The sequence below is a fragment of the Rhizobacter sp. Root1238 genome, assembly GCF_001425825.1.
Classification (GTDB): domain Bacteria; phylum Pseudomonadota; class Gammaproteobacteria; order Burkholderiales; family Burkholderiaceae_C; genus Rhizobacter.
On the sequence record NZ_LMDM01000037.1, the window covers coordinates 1 to 19904 of the forward strand.

Genomic DNA, 19904 nt, shown 5'->3' on the forward strand with positions numbered 1-19904 from the left:
CAGCACCGCCGTCCTCGCAGCGATCGCCTCGTTCTTCGTCTTCGTCTTGCTTGGCATACATGCTCCTGGTCGTCATGCTATGCCTCGCACACAAAATTACTGACAGGCTCTCACATCGCGGAACACATCGCCCAGCCGGTAGCGCACGATGCGCCCGCTCTGGTCGTAGAAGCGCTGGTGCGCTACTTGGCCTCCGCCCGCCATGTTCCAGTTCCAGCTGCTGACCCCGCCGAACGGCTCCCACTGGATCTGGCTCAGCAGCGGTGCGGTCGTGCCCGCCTCGTCCGGCGCCAGGCTCAGCCCCGTCACCTGCCCGTTCGTGTAGACGAACGTGAGCTTGCGTCCCGACGGGTAGGTGATGCTGGTCAGCCGGCCCAGCGTGTAGCCGTACTTGACGGTCGTGGTGACCGGCATGCTGTTCGCGCCTGCCGCCGCATTCACCGTCTGCACCGTCTCCGTGACCCGACCCTGCGGGTCGTACTTGAAGCGCGATGAGCCGCCCGGATGGTCCGTGCGGCTGAGCCGGCCGATGCTGTTCGTGTAGTCGGCGCCGGTCAGGCTCCAGCTCCAGCTCACTGTCTGCGGTGCCTGGCCCGCCTGGCTGTAGACCACCTGCGTCAGCCGCCCCACGGCATCGTAGGCGTAGGTCTCGGTGACGCTGCGGCTGTCGACGCGCGTGAGGACATTGCCGGCCTCATCGTAGGTGTAGGTCGACTGGCCCGTGTCCGGGCTGATCAGCTGGGTGGCGTCGCCGAAGCCGTTGCGCGGGTACTGCGTGACGAGGTTGCGCGGGTCGGTCACCTGCGTCGTTCGATCGCCGCCGTCGTACTGGAACTGCGTCTTGCCGTTCTTCGGATCGGTCGCATCCTTGAGCCGGCCCAGCTTGTCGAAGGTCGCCGTGGTCTGCAGGTTCAGCGCGCCGGTCCCTGTGCCTGCACCCTGCGTGACCTTGGTGCGGTTGCCCTGGGCATCGTACTCATAGGTCATCACCGGCGTCGGCGAGACGGGCGGGGGCGGCAGCGATTGAGCCGCGGCGAGGTTCGCGAGGCAGGTGGCTGCGACCAGCGTGTACAGGTGCTTCATGTTGTTGTTCATGTGCTTCACTCCGCGCCGCTGGTCTGCTGCAGGCGGCCGAGCGCGTCCATCAAACGCGCCATGCTTCGCCTCAACTGCCCCGACGGATCCTTCACGCTCTCGCCGGTCTTGCTGCCCGCGTTGTCCAGCTGGTAGTCGATGCGGTTGCCGAGGTGATCTTTCGCCGCCACCTGCCGGTGCGCGTCGTCGTACTCGTAGCCGACCCAGCTGCCGTCGGCCTGCGTGACCTTCGTGAGCTGCCCCACCGCGTCGTAGGTGTAGGTCGTGGTCTCGCCGCCGACGCTGCGTGTCAGCAGCCGCTGGCGGGCGTCATACGTGTTCAGCGTGACGATGCCATTGGCGTCGGTGCTCTGCAGCACGTTGCCGTACTTGTCGTACCGGTCGAAGGTCGTCACCTCGCCGGCCGCGTTCGTCACCGTGCGGCGGTCGCTCAGTGTGTGGTCGGCCGTGGTGTCGCCGTAATAGGCGGTGGTCGTCGTGTCGTTCACGGCCGTGCGCGGCCCGGTCGCGGTCAGCACCTGGCCGAAGGCGTCGTAGGTCCATGTCGACACCCGGTTGGCCACGCCCGCCTGCAACCCGGCACTGAAGCCCAGGTGCCCGTCGGCATCCGTCGTCGCCTGCACCACCTGCTTGCACAGCACCACGATCGGCTTGCCATCCGGCAGCAGCGCCGTCCCCGGCTCGCAGCTCGCGGTGGCATTGCTGTTGAATGGATCGGGCTGGCCGTTGTAGACGCTCGTCGTGATCTGCCTCGGCGTTGCCACCTTGGTGGCGAAACTCCAGTCCGGGTGCCACTGCGTCGTCGTCCTGCGGGCCCCCGCCGGCAGCGTGGCCCCGGCCGGCGTCACCGCCGCGCAGTCCGCGCTCTGCGCCATGCCCTCGACCAGGTCGGTCTGCAGGAAACGGCTCGCGTCATGCACGTAGCAGCTGCGCGTGCCGTTGAAGTCGTCGCGGCTCAACGGGTTGCCGTTGGCGTCCAGCGCCTGCCCGCTCGTGCTCGCCGTGCAGCCCGCGCCCGCCGCCTGGCTCTGCCCCGACAGGTAGGTCTTGCCGTTCACGCTGGTCGCGCCAAGTTCCGCGCTCGATCCGTTCGGGTTCGTCACCACCGTGCCCTGCGGTGCCGTCCAGGCATGCGTGCGGATGATCAGCTGGCGCGGGATGTCGTACGCCTCCGTCACCGTCGCCTGCGGCGCGCTCACGTAGCTGGCCGCATAGCGGTTGACCCCGCCGGCCAGCTCGGTGCTCACCGCGCGGCCGTCTGCGAAGTAACCGAAGCTCGCATACCGGGCGGCGGCCTCGTCCACCACGCCAGTCAGTGCCCACGGCAGCGTCGTGTTCTCGTAGACGAAGCGGCGCACCCGGCCGTCGGGCCAGCCCACCGTCTCCAGGTTGCCCAGCGCATCGTAGGCGAACACGATGGCCTGCCCTGCCGGATCCTCGATGCGCGCGATGCGGCCCTCTGCGTCGTAGCGGAACGAGATGCTGCGCCCGCGCTCGTCCTGCGCGCTCAGCAGGTAGCCGCCGGCCGGCGCATCGGCCGGAGTCACGGTGGCAACCTGGCATAGCTTGTAATGCTGCGCGTCCGGGTCGTAGCCGAAGACCCATCTGGCGCACTCGAAACTGCCCGTCACCGTCTTCTCGATCCAATACCAATTGCCAAAGCGCACGCGGTTCGTGCCGCTCAGCACGACCGTCTGGCCCTCGATGTACACCGTCCCCCAGGTCGCGGTGCTGTAGGTGAAGTTAACGCGCGCACCGTCGCTCCACGTGATCGATGTCAGCTGCCCCGATGCGTCATACAGCTCGCGGCTGTTGTCCTGCGCGTTGACGTACTGCCATGTCGTCTGGCCGGCGGTCTGCTGCGCCGTCAAGCGGTCGGCCCGGCCGGCCACCGCGGCAAAGTTGCCACCGCCCAACGCATGGAAGCCCAGCGCCCGGCCGTCGCCGCGTTGCGCCACGACGTTGGTGTCGGCCTGCGGCACGAGGCGCCGGTGCAGGCTGCTGAACCACAGCTCGCCCAGGCCCGGGCGCAACACTGCGGTGGCCGTCTCGCGCTGCACGCCCGGTGCGCGACCGGTGCTGTCGTAGGTGAGGGTCAGCGGCAGGTGCCCCACGCGCAGGCCGGTGTCGACGAAATCCTTCTTGACCCCGCGCAGCGGCACGATCGGGTTGCCGCGCAGCAGTTCGCACAGGGGGCAGTCGTGCGGCAGCGTCACGTCGACCACGGGCCAGCATTGCTTGTGGGTCGGGTCGGCCCCGGTCCCGGGGCGGCAGGTGCAGGTGCTGCCGGTGAGCAGGGCATCGCCCGGGCACACCGGCTGCAGGTATGGAATGGAGTTGGTGATGCGCCCATTGCCGCTGCCGCTGCCGAAGCACAGCGATCCATAGCCCAAGCCTTCTCCCCAGACGCTCGGGTCGCCCGTCACCGAACGCCAGAAGGCGCCGCACTGCTCGTTGAAGCTTCCCCTGGGGCCACAGAAGCCGGTCGGCTCGCCCGTGCCCAGCTGCGTGATGCAGCCGCCTCCGTTGGGTTCAAAGCCGGTCGAGTCGACCTGATCGCTCGCGTGGGCCATCGTCCCTAGCAGCGACAAGATGCTCATCAGCACCGACAACACGATGCCTCTCACCCCACACCACAGGGGCGCCCGTTCCAATGACATGAAGTTCTCCCCGAACGGTCGCTTGAACGGGCCTGGCATAGCTAGTGATCTGTTGGACATGAGAGGGGATGGCCTGATGAGACGCATGCAGCCGCGCCACTGCACATCGAGGCGTTTGCCCGATGCAAGTCGGCATGGCTTGATGAAATGGAGGAAACGACCCCGGACCTAACGAGCGCGAACTATCGGCTCGGGCCTGCTCTGCGGAATTGAAGTCACTGAACTCAGTATTCGCCGTATCACGCGGCCCTCCCTCTGGTCATGCTGGTCTTCGACGTGGCGCGAAGCGCTCTTCTGTCGGTGGCGGCCAGTCTATGCGAGGGATTCCTCGTCTGACAAGGCATTCGAGAGATGGGACTGCGAGCGAAGCCGGATGCGACGTGATGCGCCATGGAAGGCCCCCAAGGTTCGATTGAAGAAGCCCCAACTGCCCGGGCACGCGGCGCGATGCTAGTCAAACCGGCTGCCCTCCGGCTCCTCACTTTCTGCAGAATTGCGCGCCGCTGCACCGCATCCTCAACATGAACGACGCGATCGAGGACGCCGCCTCACCCTTTGGAGGAAAGCGCGTCGAATGCTAGGCAGCCCGCTGCGGAAAAGCCCTGGACAGGTCGAGCACCTTGCGGGCTGCAGACAGCAGCACCTGTTTCACGACCGCGGACGGCACCTTCTCGCGCAGCGGCAAGGCCCCGCTGTCAAACAGCTTGCCGACGTTCGCGGCAATGCTCGTGGCGCTGTCCGGCCGTGCCGGCGAACGTGCCGAAGCACGCGACGCCGCGCGCGTGGGCAAGGCATCGCTGGCGGCGTTGCTGCCGCGGCTGCGAGCACCCTGCGGGGTGGCGGTCGGCGATGGCAGGCCGGGGCGGTTCAGGCTCGGGCGCGGCAGTCCCGGCAGGCCCGGGCGCTTGATCTCGTTGATGGACATCGCGGGCCTCAGACCTTCATGAACATGAGCGTGTGGTCGGATTCGGCCGGCTGGCCGAGCAGCGCGACCGCCTTCTGCTGCTCCTCGCGCAGCAGGTAGCTCAGTGGGCTCTCGACGCCATCGGCCGGCCCGTCGACTTCCTTCGTCGTCGCCATCAGCAGCGTGATCGCATCGGCGCGGAAGCTGTTGCGGTCGCCGCTGCGACCCTGCATCAGCTCGTCGGTCACCTCGTCGATCAGTGCGCGAAAGCGCCCGAGCAAGGCCGGGTTGACCGTCGGCGGGGCGGTCGGCTCGGCGACGAGCGCGGCGCCGTTGCGCTGCCCCGCGTTGCTGCCGGACCGGTCGCCTGTCTGCGCTTTCTGGAGGGCCATCATGGGAACGAACGATAGGCGGCGAGCCCCGTCGTTTGCGCCGGCGACCGGAAGCCGCGTGCGGCGGCGCGAAGCTCAGGCGCCCAGCGCGTCCAGTTCGCCAGTCACCTCGAGCCAGCGGCCTTCGGCGGCTTCGAGCTCGTCGCCCAGCTGCTTCAGCCGCTTGCCCTGCTCGACGCGCTGCGCCGGGCTCAGGTCGGCGCGGCCCGAGGCTTCGGCGATGTTGGTCTTCTCCTGCGTCAGCGTCGCGATGCGCTTCTCGAGCGTCGCCAGCTCGGTGCGCAGCGGCTTCGTCTGCTCGGCGGCCTTCTGTCGCAGCTGCGCGCCGGCCTTGCGGTCGTCCTTGCCGGCCTTCGGCGGGTTGGCCACTGCGGCGGCCGCGGCGGCCTCCGCCTTCCTGGCCTTGGCCTTCGCCGATCCGGCCTCGCGCGCTTCCTTCGCCATCTCGCGCGAGGTCTCGAGCAGCCACTTCTGGTAGTCGTCCAGGTCGCCGTCGAACGGCTTCACCGCGCCACCGGTGACCAGCCAGAACTCGTCGCACACCTCGCGCAGCAGCGCGCGGTCGTGGCTCACCAGCATCACCGTGCCTTCGAACTCGTTCAGTGCCATCGACAGCGCCTCGCGGGTGGTCAGGTCCAGGTGGTTGGTCGGCTCGTCGAGCAGCAGCAGGTTGGGGCGCTGCCACACCAGCATCGCGAGCACCAGCCGCGCCTTCTCGCCGCCGCTCAGCGAGCCTACCGCCTGCGTGACCATCTCGCCGACGAAGCGGAACGAGCCGAGGAAGTCGCGCAGCTCCTGCTCGCGCGCCTGCGGGCCGACGTCGCGCGCGAGGCGGATCATGTGCATCAGCGGGCCGTCGTCGAGCGACAGCACGTCGAGTTCCTGCTGCGCGAAGTAGCCGATCGACAGCCCCTTGCCCTCGGTGACCTCGCCGGCCACCAGCGGGATCTCCTTCGCGATGGTCTTCACCAGCGTCGACTTGCCCTGGCCGTTGGCCCCGAGGATGCCGATGCGCTGGCCGGCCAGCACCGAGCGGTTCACGTTGCTGACGATCGGCACGCCGGCATAGCCGCACGACATCACCGAGAACGCCAGCATCGGGTTGGGCAGCGAGACCGGCTCGCGGAACTCGAACTGGAAATCGCTGCTGGTCAGCACCGGCCCGAGCTTCTCCATGCGCGCCAGCGCCTTCACGCGGCTCTGCGCCTGCTTGGCCTTGCTGGCCTTGGCCTTGAAGCGGTCGATGAACTTCTGCAGGTGGGCCATGCGCTCCTGCTGCTTCGCGAAGTTGGCCTGCGCCTGCATCATCCGCTCGGCGCGCATTTCCTCGAACGCGGTGTAGTTGCCGGTGTAGCGGGTCAGCCGGGTCTCGTCGAGGTGCAGCGTCACCTTGGTGATCGCGTCGAGGAACTCGCGGTCGTGGCTGATCACGATCATCGTGCCCTCGTAGCGCTGCAGCCAAGCCTCCAGCCACACCAGCGCGTCGAGGTCCAGGTGGTTCGTGGGCTCGTCGAGCAGCATCAGGTCGGCCGGGCACATCAGCGCGCGCGCCAGCTGCAGCCGCATGCGCCAGCCGCCGGAGAAGCTGTTGACCGGATCGTCGACCTGGTCGACGCGGAAGCCCAGGCCCATCAGCAGCGCCTGCGCGCGCGGGCGGGCCTCGAAGCCGCCGGCCTCGGCGATCAGCTGGTGCGCCTCGGCCATCGCATGGCCGTCGTCGGCTGCCTCGGCCGCGGCCAGCGCGGCATTCGCGGCATTCAGCCGGGTGTCGCCTTCGAGCACGTAGTCGGTGGCCGAATCGTCGGTTTCCGGCATCGACTGCGCGACCTCTCCGACCAGCCAGCGCGGCGGGATCGACACGTCGCCGGCATCGGACTGCAGCCGGTGCGTCAGCAACGAGAACAGCGAGGACTTGCCGGCGCCGTTGCGCCCGACCAGGCCGACCTTCTCGCCGGGCTGCAGCGTGACGCTCGCGTCCTGCAGCACGATCTTGGTGCCGCGGCGCAGCGTGACGTTCTTGATGACAATCATGGGTAACTCACCAACGGGAAAAAAGCATGGAAAAGGGCATGGGAAACGGCGCCACCGAGGGCCTGACCACCCGGCTGCTGCACGCGGATCGCCGCGGCGGCGTCGAGCATGGTGCCACGCACAAGCCGCTGCACCCGTCGTCGGCCTTCGGCTACGACACGGCGCGTGAACTGGTGTCGGTTTTCAAGGGCGAACGCAGCGGGCATGTGTACGCGCGCCAGGGCAATCCGACCAACGTGGCGCTGGAAACCAAGCTGACGATGCTGGAAGACGGCGTCGGCACGGTCAGCTTCGCCACCGGCATGGCGGCCATCGCTTCGTTGATGTTGGCGCTGCTGAAACGCGACGACCACATCGTCGCGAGCCGCTTCCTGTTCGGCAACACCGCCAGCCTGCTGAACACGCTCGAAGGCCTGGGCTGCGGGCTGACGCTGGTCGACGCGACCGACGCGGCCGAAGTCGAACGCGCGATCACGCCGCGCACGCGGCTGGTCTTCGTCGAGACCATCGCGAACCCCGGCACGCAGGTGGCCGACCTGGAAGCGATCGGACGGCTGTGCGGCGAGCGCGGGCTGCTGTACGTGGTCGACAACACGATGACGACGCCCTACCTGTTCCGCCCGAAGACGGTGGGTGCCGGGCTGGTCGTCAATTCGCTGACGAAGTCGATCGGCGGCCACGGCAACGCGCTGGGCGGCGCGGTCACCGACACCGGTGTGTTCGACTGGAGCCGCTTCGCCAACATCGCCGATCCGTACAAGAAGGGCGAGCCGCGCGGCTGGGGCCTGCTGCAGATCCGCAAGCGCGGGCTGCGCGACATCGGCGCGACGCTGGCGGCCGACGCGGCGCACCGCATCGCCACCGGCGCCGAGACGCTCGCGCTGCGCATGGACCGCGCCTGCGACAACGCGCTGCGCCTGGCCACTTGGCTGGCCGCGCAGCCGGGCGTCAAGCGCGTGAACCACCCCGGGCTCGAAAGCCATCCGCAGCACGCCAACGCGAAGCGCTGGTTCAAGGCCGGCGGCGCGCTGATGAGCTTCGAGCTCGACGATGCGCGCGACTGCCTGGCCTTCCTCGACGCGCTGGACGTGGTGATCAAGTCGAGCCACCTGGGCGACAACCGCACGCTCGCGATCCCCGTTGCGCACACCATCTTCTGGGAGATGGGCGCGCAGCGGCGGCAAGCGATGGGCATCGCGGATTCGCTGATCCGCGTGTCGGTGGGGATTGAGGATCATGAGGATCTGCGCGCGGATTTCGAGCGCGCATTGGCCGCCGTCTAGCGGTTCCAGCGCGCGAGCGCTTCGCGAGTCACCAGCAAGACCTGGTCGTCGCCGGCGCTGGTATCCAGCCAGGCCACTTCGAGCTTGCGGAACGCATGCTCGAAGTGCGGCCGCTCGTTGCCGATCTCCAGCAGCAGCACCGCGTCGGCGGTCATCTTCGCCGGTGCCTCGCGCAGGATGCGGCGCACCAGGTCCATGCCGTCGTCGCCGCCGGCCAGCGCCAGCGCCGGCTCGTGGCGGTATTCCTCCGGCAGCGCCGCCATGCTGGTGCTGTTGACGTACGGCGGGTTGCACAGGATCAGGTCGTACGGCCCGCCGACGTTCGCCAGCAGGTCCGATTGCAGCAGCGTGATGCGCCGACCGAGCTTGTGCCTGTCGACGTTGATGCGGGCCACCGCCAGCGCATCGTCGGAGATGTCGGCCGCGTCCACCACCACGTCGGGGTAGGCCAGCGCGGCGATCACCGCGAGGCTGCCGTTGCCGGTGCACAGGTCGAGCACGGTGTGCGTCTGGTCGGACAGCCAGGCGTCCAGCGTGCCTTCTCCCTCGCCGTCGACCAGCAGTTCGGCGATGAACGAGCGCGGCACGATGCTGCGCTCATCGACATAGAACGGCACGTTCTGCAGCCAGGCTTCGCGGGTCAGGTAGGCGGCCGGGCGGCGCGAGCGGATGCGCTCGTCGACCAGCGCGAGCGCGGTCGCTTCCTCGTCGGCCGACAGCTCGCGCTGCGCCTGCTCTTCGAGCGCGTCGAGCGGCATGCCCAGCGCCCACAGCACCAGCCAGGCCGATTCGTCGAAGGCGTTGGTGGTGCCGTGCCCAAACGAAACGCCCGCCGTCTTGAGGCGGGCGCTCTGCGCGGTGATGAGATCGATCAACTTCATAGCAGCAGGCCTTCCAACGTGCGCCGGTAGATGTTCTTCAACGGGTCGAGGCTCGCGACCTCGACGTTCTCGTCGATCTTGTGAATGCTGGCGTTCAGCGGTCCGAACTCGACCACCTGCGGGCAGATCCTGGCGATGAAGCGGCCGTCGGAGGTGCCGCCGGTGGTCGACAGCTCGGTGCGCACGCCGGTCTCGGCGAGGATCGCCGCGGTCATTGCTTCGCTCAACTCGCCGATCGGCGTCAGGAACGGCTCGCCGCCGAGCGTCCAGGCCAGGTCGTAGCGCAGCCCGTGCGCATCGAGCACCGCCTGCACGCGCGACTTCAGCGACTCGGGCGTCGATTCGGTCGAGAAGCGGAAGTTGAAGTCGACCACCACCTCGCCGGGGATCACGTTGCCGGCGCCGGTGCCGCCATGGATGTTCGACATCTGCCAGCTGGTGGCCGGGAAGTAGCGGTTGCCGCGGTCCCATTCGACCGCGCCGAGCGCCGCCAGCGCCGGGGCGGCACGGTGGATCGGGTTGTCGGCCAGGTGCGGGTACGCAATGTGGCCCTGCACGCCATGCACCGTCAGCTTGCCCGACAGCGAACCGCGCCGGCCGTTCTTGATCATGTCGCCCAGCGTCGACAGCGAGGTCGGCTCGCCGACGATGCAGTAGTCGATGCGCTCGCCGCGCTGCTTCAATAGCTCGCAGACCTTGACCGTGCCGTCGAGCGCCGGGCCTTCTTCGTCGCTGGTGATCAGCAGCGCGATGCCGCCGCAGTGCTCGCCGTGTGTCGCGACGAATTCCTCGATCGCAACCACCATCGCGGCGATCGAGGTCTTCATGTCGGCCGCGCCGCGCCCGTAGAGCTTGCCGCCGCGGTGCGTCGGCACGAACGGGTCGCTCTGCCACTGCGCCAGCGGGCCGGTCGGCACCACGTCGGTGTGGCCGGCGAACATCAGCTGCTTGCCCTTGCTTCCCGAGCCCCGGCCGCGCCGCAGCGCCCACAGGTTGGTGACGCGGAAATCGGCCGGGCCGCTCTCGATCGTCTCGCACTCGAAGCCCAGCGGCGCGAGCCGTTCGATCAGCAGCGCCTGGCAGCCGCCGTCATCGGGGGTGACGGAGCGGCGGCTGATCAGGGCTTCGGTCAGTTCAAGCGTGCGGGACATCAGAAGCGGGTGGAGAACCCGGTGTTGCGGTCGTCGTGCACGTCCAGCGTGATCTCGGTGAAGGTCGGCTGGTCGTCGGTCTCTTCCTTCTTCGGCAGTTGGCGCGACACCGGCTCGGTGTCGTTGGCCAGGCGCCACATCAGGTTGGTCGGCGAATCGGAGAAGGCGAGGCCTTCGTCGCGGGTGATCACGCCTTCGGTGATCAGGCGGGCCAGGTCGGACTCGAAGCTCTGCGAGCCTTCGGCCATCGACTTCTCCATCGCTTCCTTGACGCCGTTGAAGTCGCCTTGCTCGATCAGCTCGGACACCAGCTTGGTGTTCAGCAGCACCTCGACCGCCGGGCGGCGTCCGCCGGCCGTGGCGCGCACCAGCCGCTGCGAGACCACCGCGCGCAGGCCGGCGGCCAGGTCGGCCAGCAGCGCGGGGCGCGATTCGGGCGAGTAGAACGACAGGATCCGGCCGAGCGCGTGGTAGCTGTTGTTCGCATGCAGCGTCGACACCACCAGGTGGCCCGACAGCGAGTACGAGATCGCCATCGTCATCGTCTCGCGGTCGCGGATCTCGCCGATGTAGATGCAGTCGGGCGCCTGGCGCAGCGCGTTCTTCAGCGCGACCTGAAGCGACTGCGTGTCGCGGCCGACCTCGCGCTGGTTCACCACCGAGCGCTTGTTGCTGAACATGAACTCGATCGGGTCCTCGATGGTCAGGATGTGGCCGGCCATCTGCTGGTTGCGCTGCTCCAGCATCGACGCGAGCGTGGTGCTCTTGCCGGTGCCGGTGGCGCCCACCATCAGGATCAGGCCGCGCTTCTCCAGCACCAGCGTGTTCAGCACCTGCGGCAGGTTCAGGCTGCCGAGCGCCGGGATGTCGTGCGGGATGCAGCGGAACACCGCGGCGATCGAGCCGCGCTGGCGGAACGCGCTGAGCCGGAAGCTGCCGACGCCCGACAAGCCGATGCCGACGTTCAGCTCGCCGGTGTCTTCCAGGTCTTCGAGCTGGGTCGGCGTGAGCAGCTCGGCCAGCAGCTGGCGGGGCTGCGTGGCGGTGAGCGGCTGGTCGCTCAGTTGCAGGATCTGGCCGTTGATCTTGATCAGGATCGGCGTGTTGGCCGACAGGTAGACGTCGGAGGCGCCCTTGTCGGCCATCATCCGCAGCACGCGTTCCATGTTGCCGCCGGTGGAGGCTGTCATCGCTGTGTCCTTTCGGGACCTTGTTGAACGGAGGAAGGCATCATGGCACGCCGGCCGGCGGGTGCGCGGGTCAGGCGCGCAACAGTTCGTTGATGCTGGTCTTGGCGCGGGTCTGGGCGTCGACGCGCTTGACGATGACGGCGCAGTACAGGCTGTACTTGCCATCGGCGCTCGGCAGGTTGCCGCTGACCACCACCGAGCCGGACGGGATGCGGCCGTAGCTGACCTCGCCGGTGGCGCGGTCGTAGATCTTGGTGCTCTGGCCGATGTAGACGCCCATCGAGATCACCGAGTTCTCCTCGACGATGACGCCTTCGACCACTTCGGAGCGGGCGCCGATGAAGCAGTTGTCCTCGATGATGGTCGGGTTGGCCTGCAGTGGCTCCAGCACGCCGCCGATGCCGACGCCGCCCGACAGGTGCACGTTCTTGCCGATCTGGGCGCACGAGCCGACGGTGGCCCAGGTGTCGACCATCGTGCCTTCGTCGACATAGGCGCCGATGTTGACGTACGACGGCATCAGGATGACGTTCTTCGCGAGGTAGCTGCCGTGGCGCGCGACGGCCGGCGGCACCACGCGCACGCCGGCGGCGCGCACTTCTTCGTCGCTGATGTGGGAGAACTTGGTCTTGACCTTGTCGAAGAAGGTGAGTTCGCCGGCATGCATCAGCTGGTTGTCGTTCAGGCGGAACGACAGCAGCACCGCCTTCTTGACCCACTGGTTGACCTTCCACTGGCCGACGGCCTCGCGCTCGGCGACGCGGATGCGGCCCTTGTTCAGGTCGGCGATCACCGATTCGACCGCTTCGCGCACCTCGGGCGAATTGACGGCGGTGATCTGGGCGCGGCCTTCCCAGGCGAGGTCGATGACGCTTTGCAGTTGCTGTTGGCTCATGGGGTTCTCGGAATCACAAGGATTTGACGAAGGAAACGATGCGTTCTGCGGCTTCGAGGCATTCGGCGACCTCGGCCACCAGGGCCAGCCGGACGCGGCCCGCGCCCGGGTTCAGGCCCTGCGCTTCGCGTGCCAGCAGGCTGCCCGGCAGCACCGCGACATTGTATTGAGCCAGCAGCCCGCGGGCGAAGGCCACGTCGTCGCCCCGGGGCACGGCGGCCCACAGGTAGAAGCCGGCGTCGGGCAGGCGCACGTCGAGCACCTCGGCCAGCAGCGGCGTGACCTGCGCGAACTTGCGGCGGTACTGTTCGCGGTTGTCGACCACATGGTCCTCGTCGCGCCAGGCGGCGATGCTGGCCTGCTGCACCATCGGGCTCATCGCGCTGCCGTGGTAGGTGCGGTACAGCAGGAACTGCTTCAGCACGGCCGCGTCGCCGGCGACGAAGCCGGAGCGCATGCCCGGCACGTTGGAGCGCTTGGACAGGCTGGTGAACACGACGAGGTTGCGGAAGTCGTGCCGGCCGAGCTGTCGCGCGGCGTCGAGCGCGCCGAGCGGCGGGTCTTCGCGGAAGTAGATCTCGGAGTAGCACTCGTCGGACGCGATCACGAAGCCGAAGCGCTCGCTCAGCGCGAACAGCCGCTTCCATTCGTCGAGCGGCATCACCGCGCCGGTCGGGTTGCCGGGCGAACAGACGTACAGCAGCTGCGTGCGTGCCCAGACCTCGTCGGGCACCTGCGCCCAGTCGGCCGCGAAGTTGCGGGCCGGGTTGCTGTTGGCGAAGAAGGTCTGCGCGCCGGCGAGCAGGGCTGCGCCCTCGTAGATCTGATAGAACGGATTCGGGCAGACGACGGTGGCGCCGGCGCGGGTCGGGTCGATGAGGGTCTGGGCCAGCGCGAACAGCGCCTCGCGCGAGCCGTTGACCGGCAGCACCTGCGTGGCGGCATCGAGCGTGACGCCATAGCGGCGCTCGACCCAGTCGGCGCAGGCCTGGCGCAGCGCGATGTCGCCGGCGGTGGCGGGGTAGCTGGCGAGGCCGTCGAAGTGGGCCGACAAGGCATCGAGGATCAGCTGCGGCGTGGCATGGCGAGGCTCGCCGATGCCCAGGCTGATGGGCTTGTATGCCGGGTTGGGGGTGATGTCGCGGGTGAGGGCGCGCAGCCGCTCGAACGGGTAGGGGTGGAGCTTTTCGAGCAGCGGGTTCATGTTGTTGATTATCGGTTCTTGCTTGCAAAGGCGCGGGTGGGGAGGCTGTGGCGCGCCGTCGGGCACGGTCCTCGGCCCCCGGGGGCCGAGGACTTCCCTCCGCTGGCTGGCTTCATGGCCCGTCGCCGAAAGTCCCTCCACTCACTTCGTTCGTTGTGGTCAAACAGTCGGCGACAGTCAGTTCACGAAGCGTGCTGCGCACGCGGGCCACGAAGCCAGCCAGCTCCAGCGCCCCCTCCTTATTGGCGCGCCACAGCCTCCCCACCCGCGCCTTTGCCAGCACCGCTCGCTCTTTGGGTGGAGGGGGAAAAGATTGAACAGACCGACGAAGCACGCGAGCGCTCGCATGCTTCGTCGGTCTGTTCAATCTTTTCCCCCCACAAGAGCGGGTGGTGCTGCGCGTTGGGGCGGGTGGCCGCAGGGGGCTGGGGGCGATTTCTGGGGCGACGGAGAAGATCGGCTTTGGGGATGGCGCGCGCCAGCGCGCTTCGTGGACTGACTCATCGGCACTGTTTGACCACAGCGAACGAAGTGAGCGGAGGGAGTTTGCCGATGCATCCCCAAAGCCGATCTTCGCAGTGGAGTCGACGGGCCCCCGGGGGCCCGTCGACCGCCCCAGCATGAGCCCCCAGCCCCCTGCGGCCACCCGCCGCAACGCGCCGCAACGCGCCGAGCCGATCAAGCCAGCCCGGTAGCAGCCCCGTGCGAAGGCATCTGCACCACCGCCTGCGGCTTCCAGCCCTTCTTGCGGTGCTCCGCCACCACGTTGGTGTAGATCCCGCCGCGCACGTACCACTTCGCCGTGATGCGGATGAAGCGCGGGTCGGTGGCCTTCACGATGTCGTCGAGGATGTCGTTCGTGACCTTCTCGTGGAACGCGCCCTCGTTGCGGAAGCTCCACATGTACATCTTCAAGCTCTTCAGTTCGACGCAGAGCTTGTCCGCAATCATGTCGATCGTGAAGTGCGCGAAATCCGGCTGGCCGGTCAGCGGGCAGTGGCAGGTGAACTCGGGCACCTGGAACTGGATCGCATAGTCGCGCTTCGGGCTCGGGTTCGGGAACACGTCGAGCTGCTTGCTCGGCATCGACGGCGGCTTCGCCGGCTTCTCGCGCATCTGCAGCGGGGCCGTGGGCGGGGCGATCTTCGAAGACAACTTGGACAACTTGGCTGGCTTGACCATGGGGCGGGACGTCACGTTTTGAGAGGGTTTCGGCAGGCTGCCGCAACAGGGCGCGATGGTATCATCGCGCCTCGCCAGAAGTCCGCGTACGCGTGGAATTCCCCAAATAAATCAATGACTTAGGCGACTCGCGGCACCCCCGCTGCGACCCGCCGGGACTGCTCTCCATGCGTCTGAACTCCATCAAGCTGTCGGGCTTCAAGTCATTTGCCGAACCGACGCACTTCCAGCTGCCCGGCCAGCTGGTCGGCGTGGTCGGGCCCAACGGCTGCGGCAAGTCCAACATCATGGACGCGGTGCGCTGGGTGCTGGGCGAATCGAAGGCCAGCGAACTGCGCGGCGAATCGATGCAGGACGTGATCTTCAACGGCTCGGGCAACCGCAAGCCCGCCAGCCGCTCCAGCGTCGAGCTGGTGTTCAGCAACGAAGACGCCCGCGCCGGCGGCCAGTGGAACCAGTTCACCGAGATCGCCGTCAAGCGCGTGCTGACCCGCGACGGCACCAGCAGCTACTACATCAACAACCAGCCGGTGCGCCGCCGCGACGTGCAGGACGTGTTCCTCGGCACCGGCCTCGGCCCGCGCGCCTACGCGATCATCGGCCAGGGCACCATCAGCCGCATCATCGAAAGCAAGCCCGAGGAACTGCGCCTGTTCCTCGAAGAAGCCGCCGGCGTCTCGAAGTACAAGGAACGCCGCCGCGAGACCGAGAACCGGCTGAAGGACACGCGCGAGAACCTGACCCGCGTCGAAGACATCCTGCGCGAGCTGAACACCAACCTCGACAAGCTCGAGAAGCAGGCCGAGGTCGCGACCCGCTACCGCGGCCTGCAGGAATCCGGCACGCTGAAGCTGCACCAGCTGTGGTTCCTGAAGCACCGCGATGCGGCCAGCGAGCAGGAGCGCGTGAAGAAAGAGGTGCTCGAAGCCACCAACGGGCTCGAAGCCCGCATGGCCGAGCTGCGCCACGGCGAAGCCGAACTCGAGACCATCCGCCAGGCCCATTACGCCGCGAGCGACGAGCTGCACACCGCGCAGGGCGCGTTGGCCGAGGCCTCGCTCGAAGTCAGCCGGCTCGAGGAACGCATCCGCTATGTCGTCGAAGGCCGCCAGCGCGTCGAGCAGCGCCTGACCGAACTGAAGGTGCAGAGCGAGCAGTGGGCCGAACGCTCGCAGCAGGCGCAGGACGAGCTGGAGCAGATCGCCGAGCAGATCGCCGCCGCCGACGAACAGGCCGAGGTGCTGGCCGCGCAGGCCGAGGAACAGGCCGGCAACCTGCCGCAGGTCGAAGACGCGGTGCGCGCGGCGCAGAACCGCAGCAACGAACAGCGCACCGCCGTCAGCAGCGTGCAGCAGCAGATCCAGGTGCTGGCCGCCGAGAGCCGCAACCTCGACGACCAGCGCCGCCAGTTCAATGCGCGCCGCGACCGGCTCGACGCCGAACGCCGCCAGCTCGCGTCGCCCGACATGGCGCGGCTGGCCGAGCTGAAGCAGCAGTCGGCCGCGGCCGACGAGCAGCAGGGCGTCGCCGATGCCCGGCTGCACGAGCTGCAGGAGCAGGTGCCGGCGCTCGACGAAGCGCGCCGCGAGGCGCAGGAGCAGGTCAATGCACAAGGGGGTCGCCAGGCCGACCTGAGCGCCCGCCTCGACGCGCTGCGCGCGCTGCAGGAGAAGGTGCAGACCGAAGGCAAGCTGAAGCCGTGGCTCGCGAAACACGGCCTCGAAGGCCTGCAGGGGCTGTGGACGAAGATCCACATCGAGACCGGCTGGGAGACCGCGCTCGAAGCCGCGCTGCGCGAGCGCATCAACGCGCTCGAAGTGAGCCGCATCGAGACGGTGCGTGCCTTCGCGAGCGACGCGCCGCCGGCCAAGCTGGCCTTCTACACCCCGCCGCAGGCCGCGATCTCGAACACGCACCAGACGCTGTCGAAGCTGAGCGACCTGCTGCGCCTGGACAGCCACGACCAGGCGGGCCTGAAGGCCCTGCTGAACGACTGGCTCGAAGGCGTCTACACCGCGGCGAGCATCGACGAAGCGCTGGCCGAGCGTTCGAAGCTGACGCACGGCGAAGTCATCATGACCCGCGAGGGCCATGCGGTCAGCCAGTTCGCGGTCGCCTTCTACGCGCCCGATTCCGAACAGGCCGGCATGCTGGCGCGCGCGCAGGAGATCGAGAGCCTGGAGCGCCAGCTGAAGGCGCAGACGCTGATCGCCGAAGAGTCGCGCAGTGCGCTGGTGCGGGCCGAGGCGGCCTACACCGATGCGTCGCAGCGGCTGGTCGGCGCACGTCGCGAAGCCGCCGAGACGCAGACCCGCGCGCACCAGCTGCAGGTCGAGTTGCTGCGCCTGTCGCAGCAGGCCGAGCAGACCAGCGCGCGCCGCGAGCAGCTCGACGCCGAGCTCGCCGAGATCGACGCGCAGCTTGAAGAGCTCGACGAACGCCGCGCCACCGGCGAGGCGCGCTTCGAAGAACTCGACATGCAGCTCGCGACCACGCAGGAACGCCATGCCGAACTCGACGAAGGCGTGATCGCCGCCGAGCGCAAGCTGGCCGATGCGCGCGAGCAGCTGCGCTCGCTGGAGCGCCAGGCGCAGGAAGCGCAGTTCTCGTCGCGCGCGCTGGCGGCCCGCCGCGGCGAGCTGCAGCGCAGCATCGAGACCGCGCAGCAGCAGGTCGCATCGAACGACGCGTCGCGCGAGCAGCTGCAGGACGAACTGGTGAAGCTGACCGATGCGTCGGCCCATGTCGGGCTCGAGGATGCGCTCGCGGTGAAGCTCGACCGCGAAGCCGCGCTCGGTAGCAAGCGCAGCGAGTACGACGACCTGACGCTGCGGCTGCGCCGCGCCGACGAACAGCGCATGGCGCACGAGCAAAGCCTGCAGCCGCTGCGCGACCGCATCACCAAGCTGCAGCTCGAAGAGCAGGCGGCGCAGCTCGGCGGCGCGCAGTTCCTCGAGCAGCTCGCCGCCGCCGAGGTCGACCTCGCGGCGCTCGCGCAGAACATCGCCGACAACAACGTCAAGCTGTACGGGCTGCAGGGCGAGATCGACCGCATCAACCGCGACATCAACGCGCTCGGCGCGGTCAACCTGGCGGCGCTCGACGAGCTCACCGCGTCGCGCGAGCGCAAGACCTTCCTCGACTCGCAGAACGCCGACCTGAACGAGGCGATCGGCACGCTCGAAGGCGCGATCCACAAGATCGACCTCGAGACGCGCGACCTGCTCGCCAGCACCTTCAACCAGGTCAACGAGCACTTCGGGCGCATGTTCCCGAGCCTGTTCGGCGGCGGGCAGGCCAAGCTGATGATGACCGGCGACGAGATCCTCGACGCCGGCGTGCAGGTGATGGCGCAGCCGCCCGGCAAGAAGAACAGCACGATCCACCTGCTGTCCGGCGGCGAGAAGGCGCTCACCGCGATCGCGCTGGTGTTCGCGATCTTCCAGCTGAACCCGGCGCCGTTCTGCCTGCTCGACGAGGTCGACGCGCCGCTGGACGATGCCAACACCGAGCGCTATGCGAAGCTGGTGAAGCAGATGTCCGAAGGCACGCAGTTCCTGTTCATCAGCCACAACAAGATCGCGATGGAGATGGCCGAACAGCTGATCGGCGTGACGATGCAGGAGCAGGGCGTGTCGCGCATCGTCGCGGTCGACATGGAAGCGGCGGTCAGCTTGGCCGAGGCGGCCTGATGGCGAACGTGCCGCGGTGGATGCCTCCGGCCGAGCGCCGGGCCGCTCCCAAGCCGGCCGGCATCCCCCCGGGGGATCGGCGAATGTACTCATTCGACGAGGGGCTCCATTGAGCACGCTGACCGCCTCCTTGGCCGCGCTGGGCGGCGTCGTGCTGGCCGGCGTGGTGGCGCATGGCGCGTGGCAGGCCCGCAAGGCCGGGCCGCGGCGGCCGATGGAGGCGCTGCCGCCGCCGGGCGGCGCATCTGCCGCGGCAAGCGGCCGCGAGCCGGCCGAGCAGCGCGAGCCGGTGTTCGGCGAGCCGGCGTCGGGTCCGGTGGGCGACGATCCGTCGCCACGCCTCGACCTCGGCAGTGCGCTGCAGCCGCCACCGATGCGCCGCACCACGGTGCGCATCGATGCGCTGATCGACGCCATCGCGACGCTGACGCTCGATGCGCCGGTCAGCGCCGAATCGGTGCTGCCGCACCTGCCGCCGACGCGCCGTGCCGGCAGCAAGCCCTTCCTGATCGAGGGCCTGAACGCCGACAGCGGCGAATGGGAACCGCCGACCGCCGGCCAGCGTTACGGCGAATTCCAGGCCGGGCTGCAACTGGCCAACCGCATGGGCGCGGTCAACGAGATCGAATACTCCGAGTTCGTGCAGAAGCTGCAGGCCTTCGCCGAATCGATCGGCGCGATGGCCGATGTGCCCGACATGCTCGATGCGGTGGCGCGGGCGCGCGAGCTCGATGCCTTCGCCGGCGAGCACGATGCGCAGCTCGCGGTGCACCTGCAGGCGCGCTCGGCGGCGTGGAGCGTCGGCTACATCCACCAGCATGCGTCGCGACACGGTTTCGTGCCGGGCGTGGTGCCGGGCCGGCTGGTGCTGCCGGCGAGCGACGAAGGCGCGCCACCGGTGCTGACGCTGAGCTTCGATTCGCAGGCCGCATTGGCCGACGACCCGAACAAGTCGGTGGTGCGCGACGTGACGCTGAGCTTCGACGTGCCGCAGACCGATGCGCGCGCCGAGCCGTTCATCTCGTGGCAGGCGAGCGCGCAGGCGCTGTCGCTGGGCATGGATGCGGCGATCGTCGACGACAACGGCCAGCCGCTGCGACCCGAGGGCTTCGCGGCGATCGGCGGCGAACTCGGGCAGCTGTACCAGGCGCTGGAGACGCACGACCTGGCGGCCGGCACGGCGGCGGCCAGGCGCCTGTTCTCGTAGCGCGGATGCCAATCCGGGTTCGCTGCCGGCTGCAGCCGACCCGGATTGGCATCCGGGCTTGTATGTTCCGACTGCACCCCCAGACGCAGCGGATGAGGGTGTCGGGATGGAGGGACGATCCGGGCTATCTGCCGTCA

Annotated in this window: 14 protein-coding genes; 3 read left to right on the top strand and 11 right to left on the bottom strand. The window is 68.5% G+C overall.

What is annotated here, in order from left to right:
- Positions 1-96: 96 nt before the first annotated feature.
- The 5 genes from ASC98_RS22860 to ASC98_RS22880 all read right to left on the bottom strand — a co-directional run bounded on the left by ASC98_RS22860 (position 97) and on the right by ASC98_RS22880 (position 7082).
- Positions 97-1095 (bottom strand): RHS repeat protein, encoded by a 999-nt coding sequence (locus tag ASC98_RS22860; protein WP_157598026.1) that lies wholly within the window; start codon positions 1093-1095, stop codon positions 97-99.
- A gap of 5 nt (positions 1096-1100) precedes the next feature.
- A complete protein-coding gene (locus ASC98_RS22865; protein WP_162249298.1) occupies positions 1101-3695 on the bottom strand; it encodes an RHS repeat domain-containing protein in 2595 nt (864 codons plus the stop codon).
- Positions 3696-4332: 637 nt separating this feature from the next.
- Positions 4333-4680, bottom strand: coding sequence for a hypothetical protein (locus tag ASC98_RS22870; RefSeq protein ID WP_056813963.1), 348 nt, complete (start codon positions 4678-4680; stop codon positions 4333-4335).
- An 8-nt stretch (positions 4681-4688) separates the two neighbouring features.
- Complete coding sequence (locus ASC98_RS22875) at positions 4689-5054, bottom strand: hypothetical protein (RefSeq protein ID WP_056813966.1); 366 nt, start codon at positions 5052-5054, stop codon at positions 4689-4691.
- A 72-nt stretch (positions 5055-5126) separates the two neighbouring features.
- Positions 5127-7082 (bottom strand): ABC-F family ATP-binding cassette domain-containing protein, encoded by a 1956-nt coding sequence (locus tag ASC98_RS22880; protein ID WP_056813968.1) that lies wholly within the window; start codon positions 7080-7082, stop codon positions 5127-5129.
- 38 nt (positions 7083-7120) lie between these two features.
- On the opposite strand from ASC98_RS22880, the gene ASC98_RS22885 reads away from it, so the two are divergent.
- A complete protein-coding gene (locus ASC98_RS22885; protein WP_056813995.1) occupies positions 7121-8365 on the top strand; it encodes a cystathionine gamma-synthase family protein in 1245 nt (414 codons plus the stop codon).
- Here ASC98_RS22885 and prmB read toward each other — a convergent pair.
- The 6 genes from prmB to queF all read right to left on the bottom strand — a co-directional run bounded on the left by prmB (position 8362) and on the right by queF (position 14802).
- Complete coding sequence (gene prmB / locus ASC98_RS22890; protein WP_056813971.1) at positions 8362-9246, bottom strand: 50S ribosomal protein L3 N(5)-glutamine methyltransferase; 885 nt, start codon at positions 9244-9246, stop codon at positions 8362-8364. The genes ASC98_RS22885 and prmB overlap by 4 nt on opposite strands.
- A complete protein-coding gene (gene dapE, locus ASC98_RS22895) occupies positions 9243-10397 on the bottom strand; it encodes a succinyl-diaminopimelate desuccinylase (RefSeq protein ID WP_056813974.1) in 1155 nt (384 codons plus the stop codon). Before dapE ends, prmB begins: the two co-directional genes overlap by 4 nt.
- Positions 10397-11587 (bottom strand): PilT/PilU family type 4a pilus ATPase, encoded by a 1191-nt coding sequence (locus tag ASC98_RS22900; RefSeq protein ID WP_056813976.1) that lies wholly within the window; start codon positions 11585-11587, stop codon positions 10397-10399. Before ASC98_RS22900 ends, dapE begins: the two co-directional genes overlap by 1 nt.
- Before the next feature lie 70 nt (positions 11588-11657).
- Positions 11658-12482, bottom strand: coding sequence for a 2,3,4,5-tetrahydropyridine-2,6-dicarboxylate N-succinyltransferase (dapD, locus tag ASC98_RS22905; RefSeq protein ID WP_056813979.1), 825 nt, complete (start codon positions 12480-12482; stop codon positions 11658-11660).
- Positions 12483-12495: 13 nt separating this feature from the next.
- Positions 12496-13686, bottom strand: a complete 1191-nt coding sequence (dapC, locus tag ASC98_RS22910; protein ID WP_056813983.1) for a succinyldiaminopimelate transaminase — start codon at positions 13684-13686, stop codon at positions 12496-12498.
- A gap of 678 nt (positions 13687-14364) precedes the next feature.
- Positions 14365-14802 carry a preQ(1) synthase gene (gene queF, locus ASC98_RS22915; protein WP_056813986.1) on the bottom strand — a complete coding sequence of 146 codons (438 nt, stop codon included), beginning with the start codon at positions 14800-14802 and terminating at the stop codon, positions 14365-14367.
- A 233-nt stretch (positions 14803-15035) separates the two neighbouring features.
- Between queF and smc the strand changes: the two genes are divergently transcribed.
- Both smc and ASC98_RS22925 read left to right on the top strand, forming a co-directional pair.
- Positions 15036-18560: a chromosome segregation protein SMC gene (smc, locus tag ASC98_RS22920; protein ID WP_056813989.1), complete on the top strand. Its 3525-nt coding sequence runs from the start codon at positions 15036-15038 to the stop codon at positions 18558-18560.
- Positions 18561-18669: 109 nt separating this feature from the next.
- A complete protein-coding gene (locus ASC98_RS22925; protein ID WP_056813992.1) occupies positions 18670-19767 on the top strand; it encodes a hypothetical protein in 1098 nt (365 codons plus the stop codon).
- Positions 19768-19904: the final 137 nt, after the last annotated feature.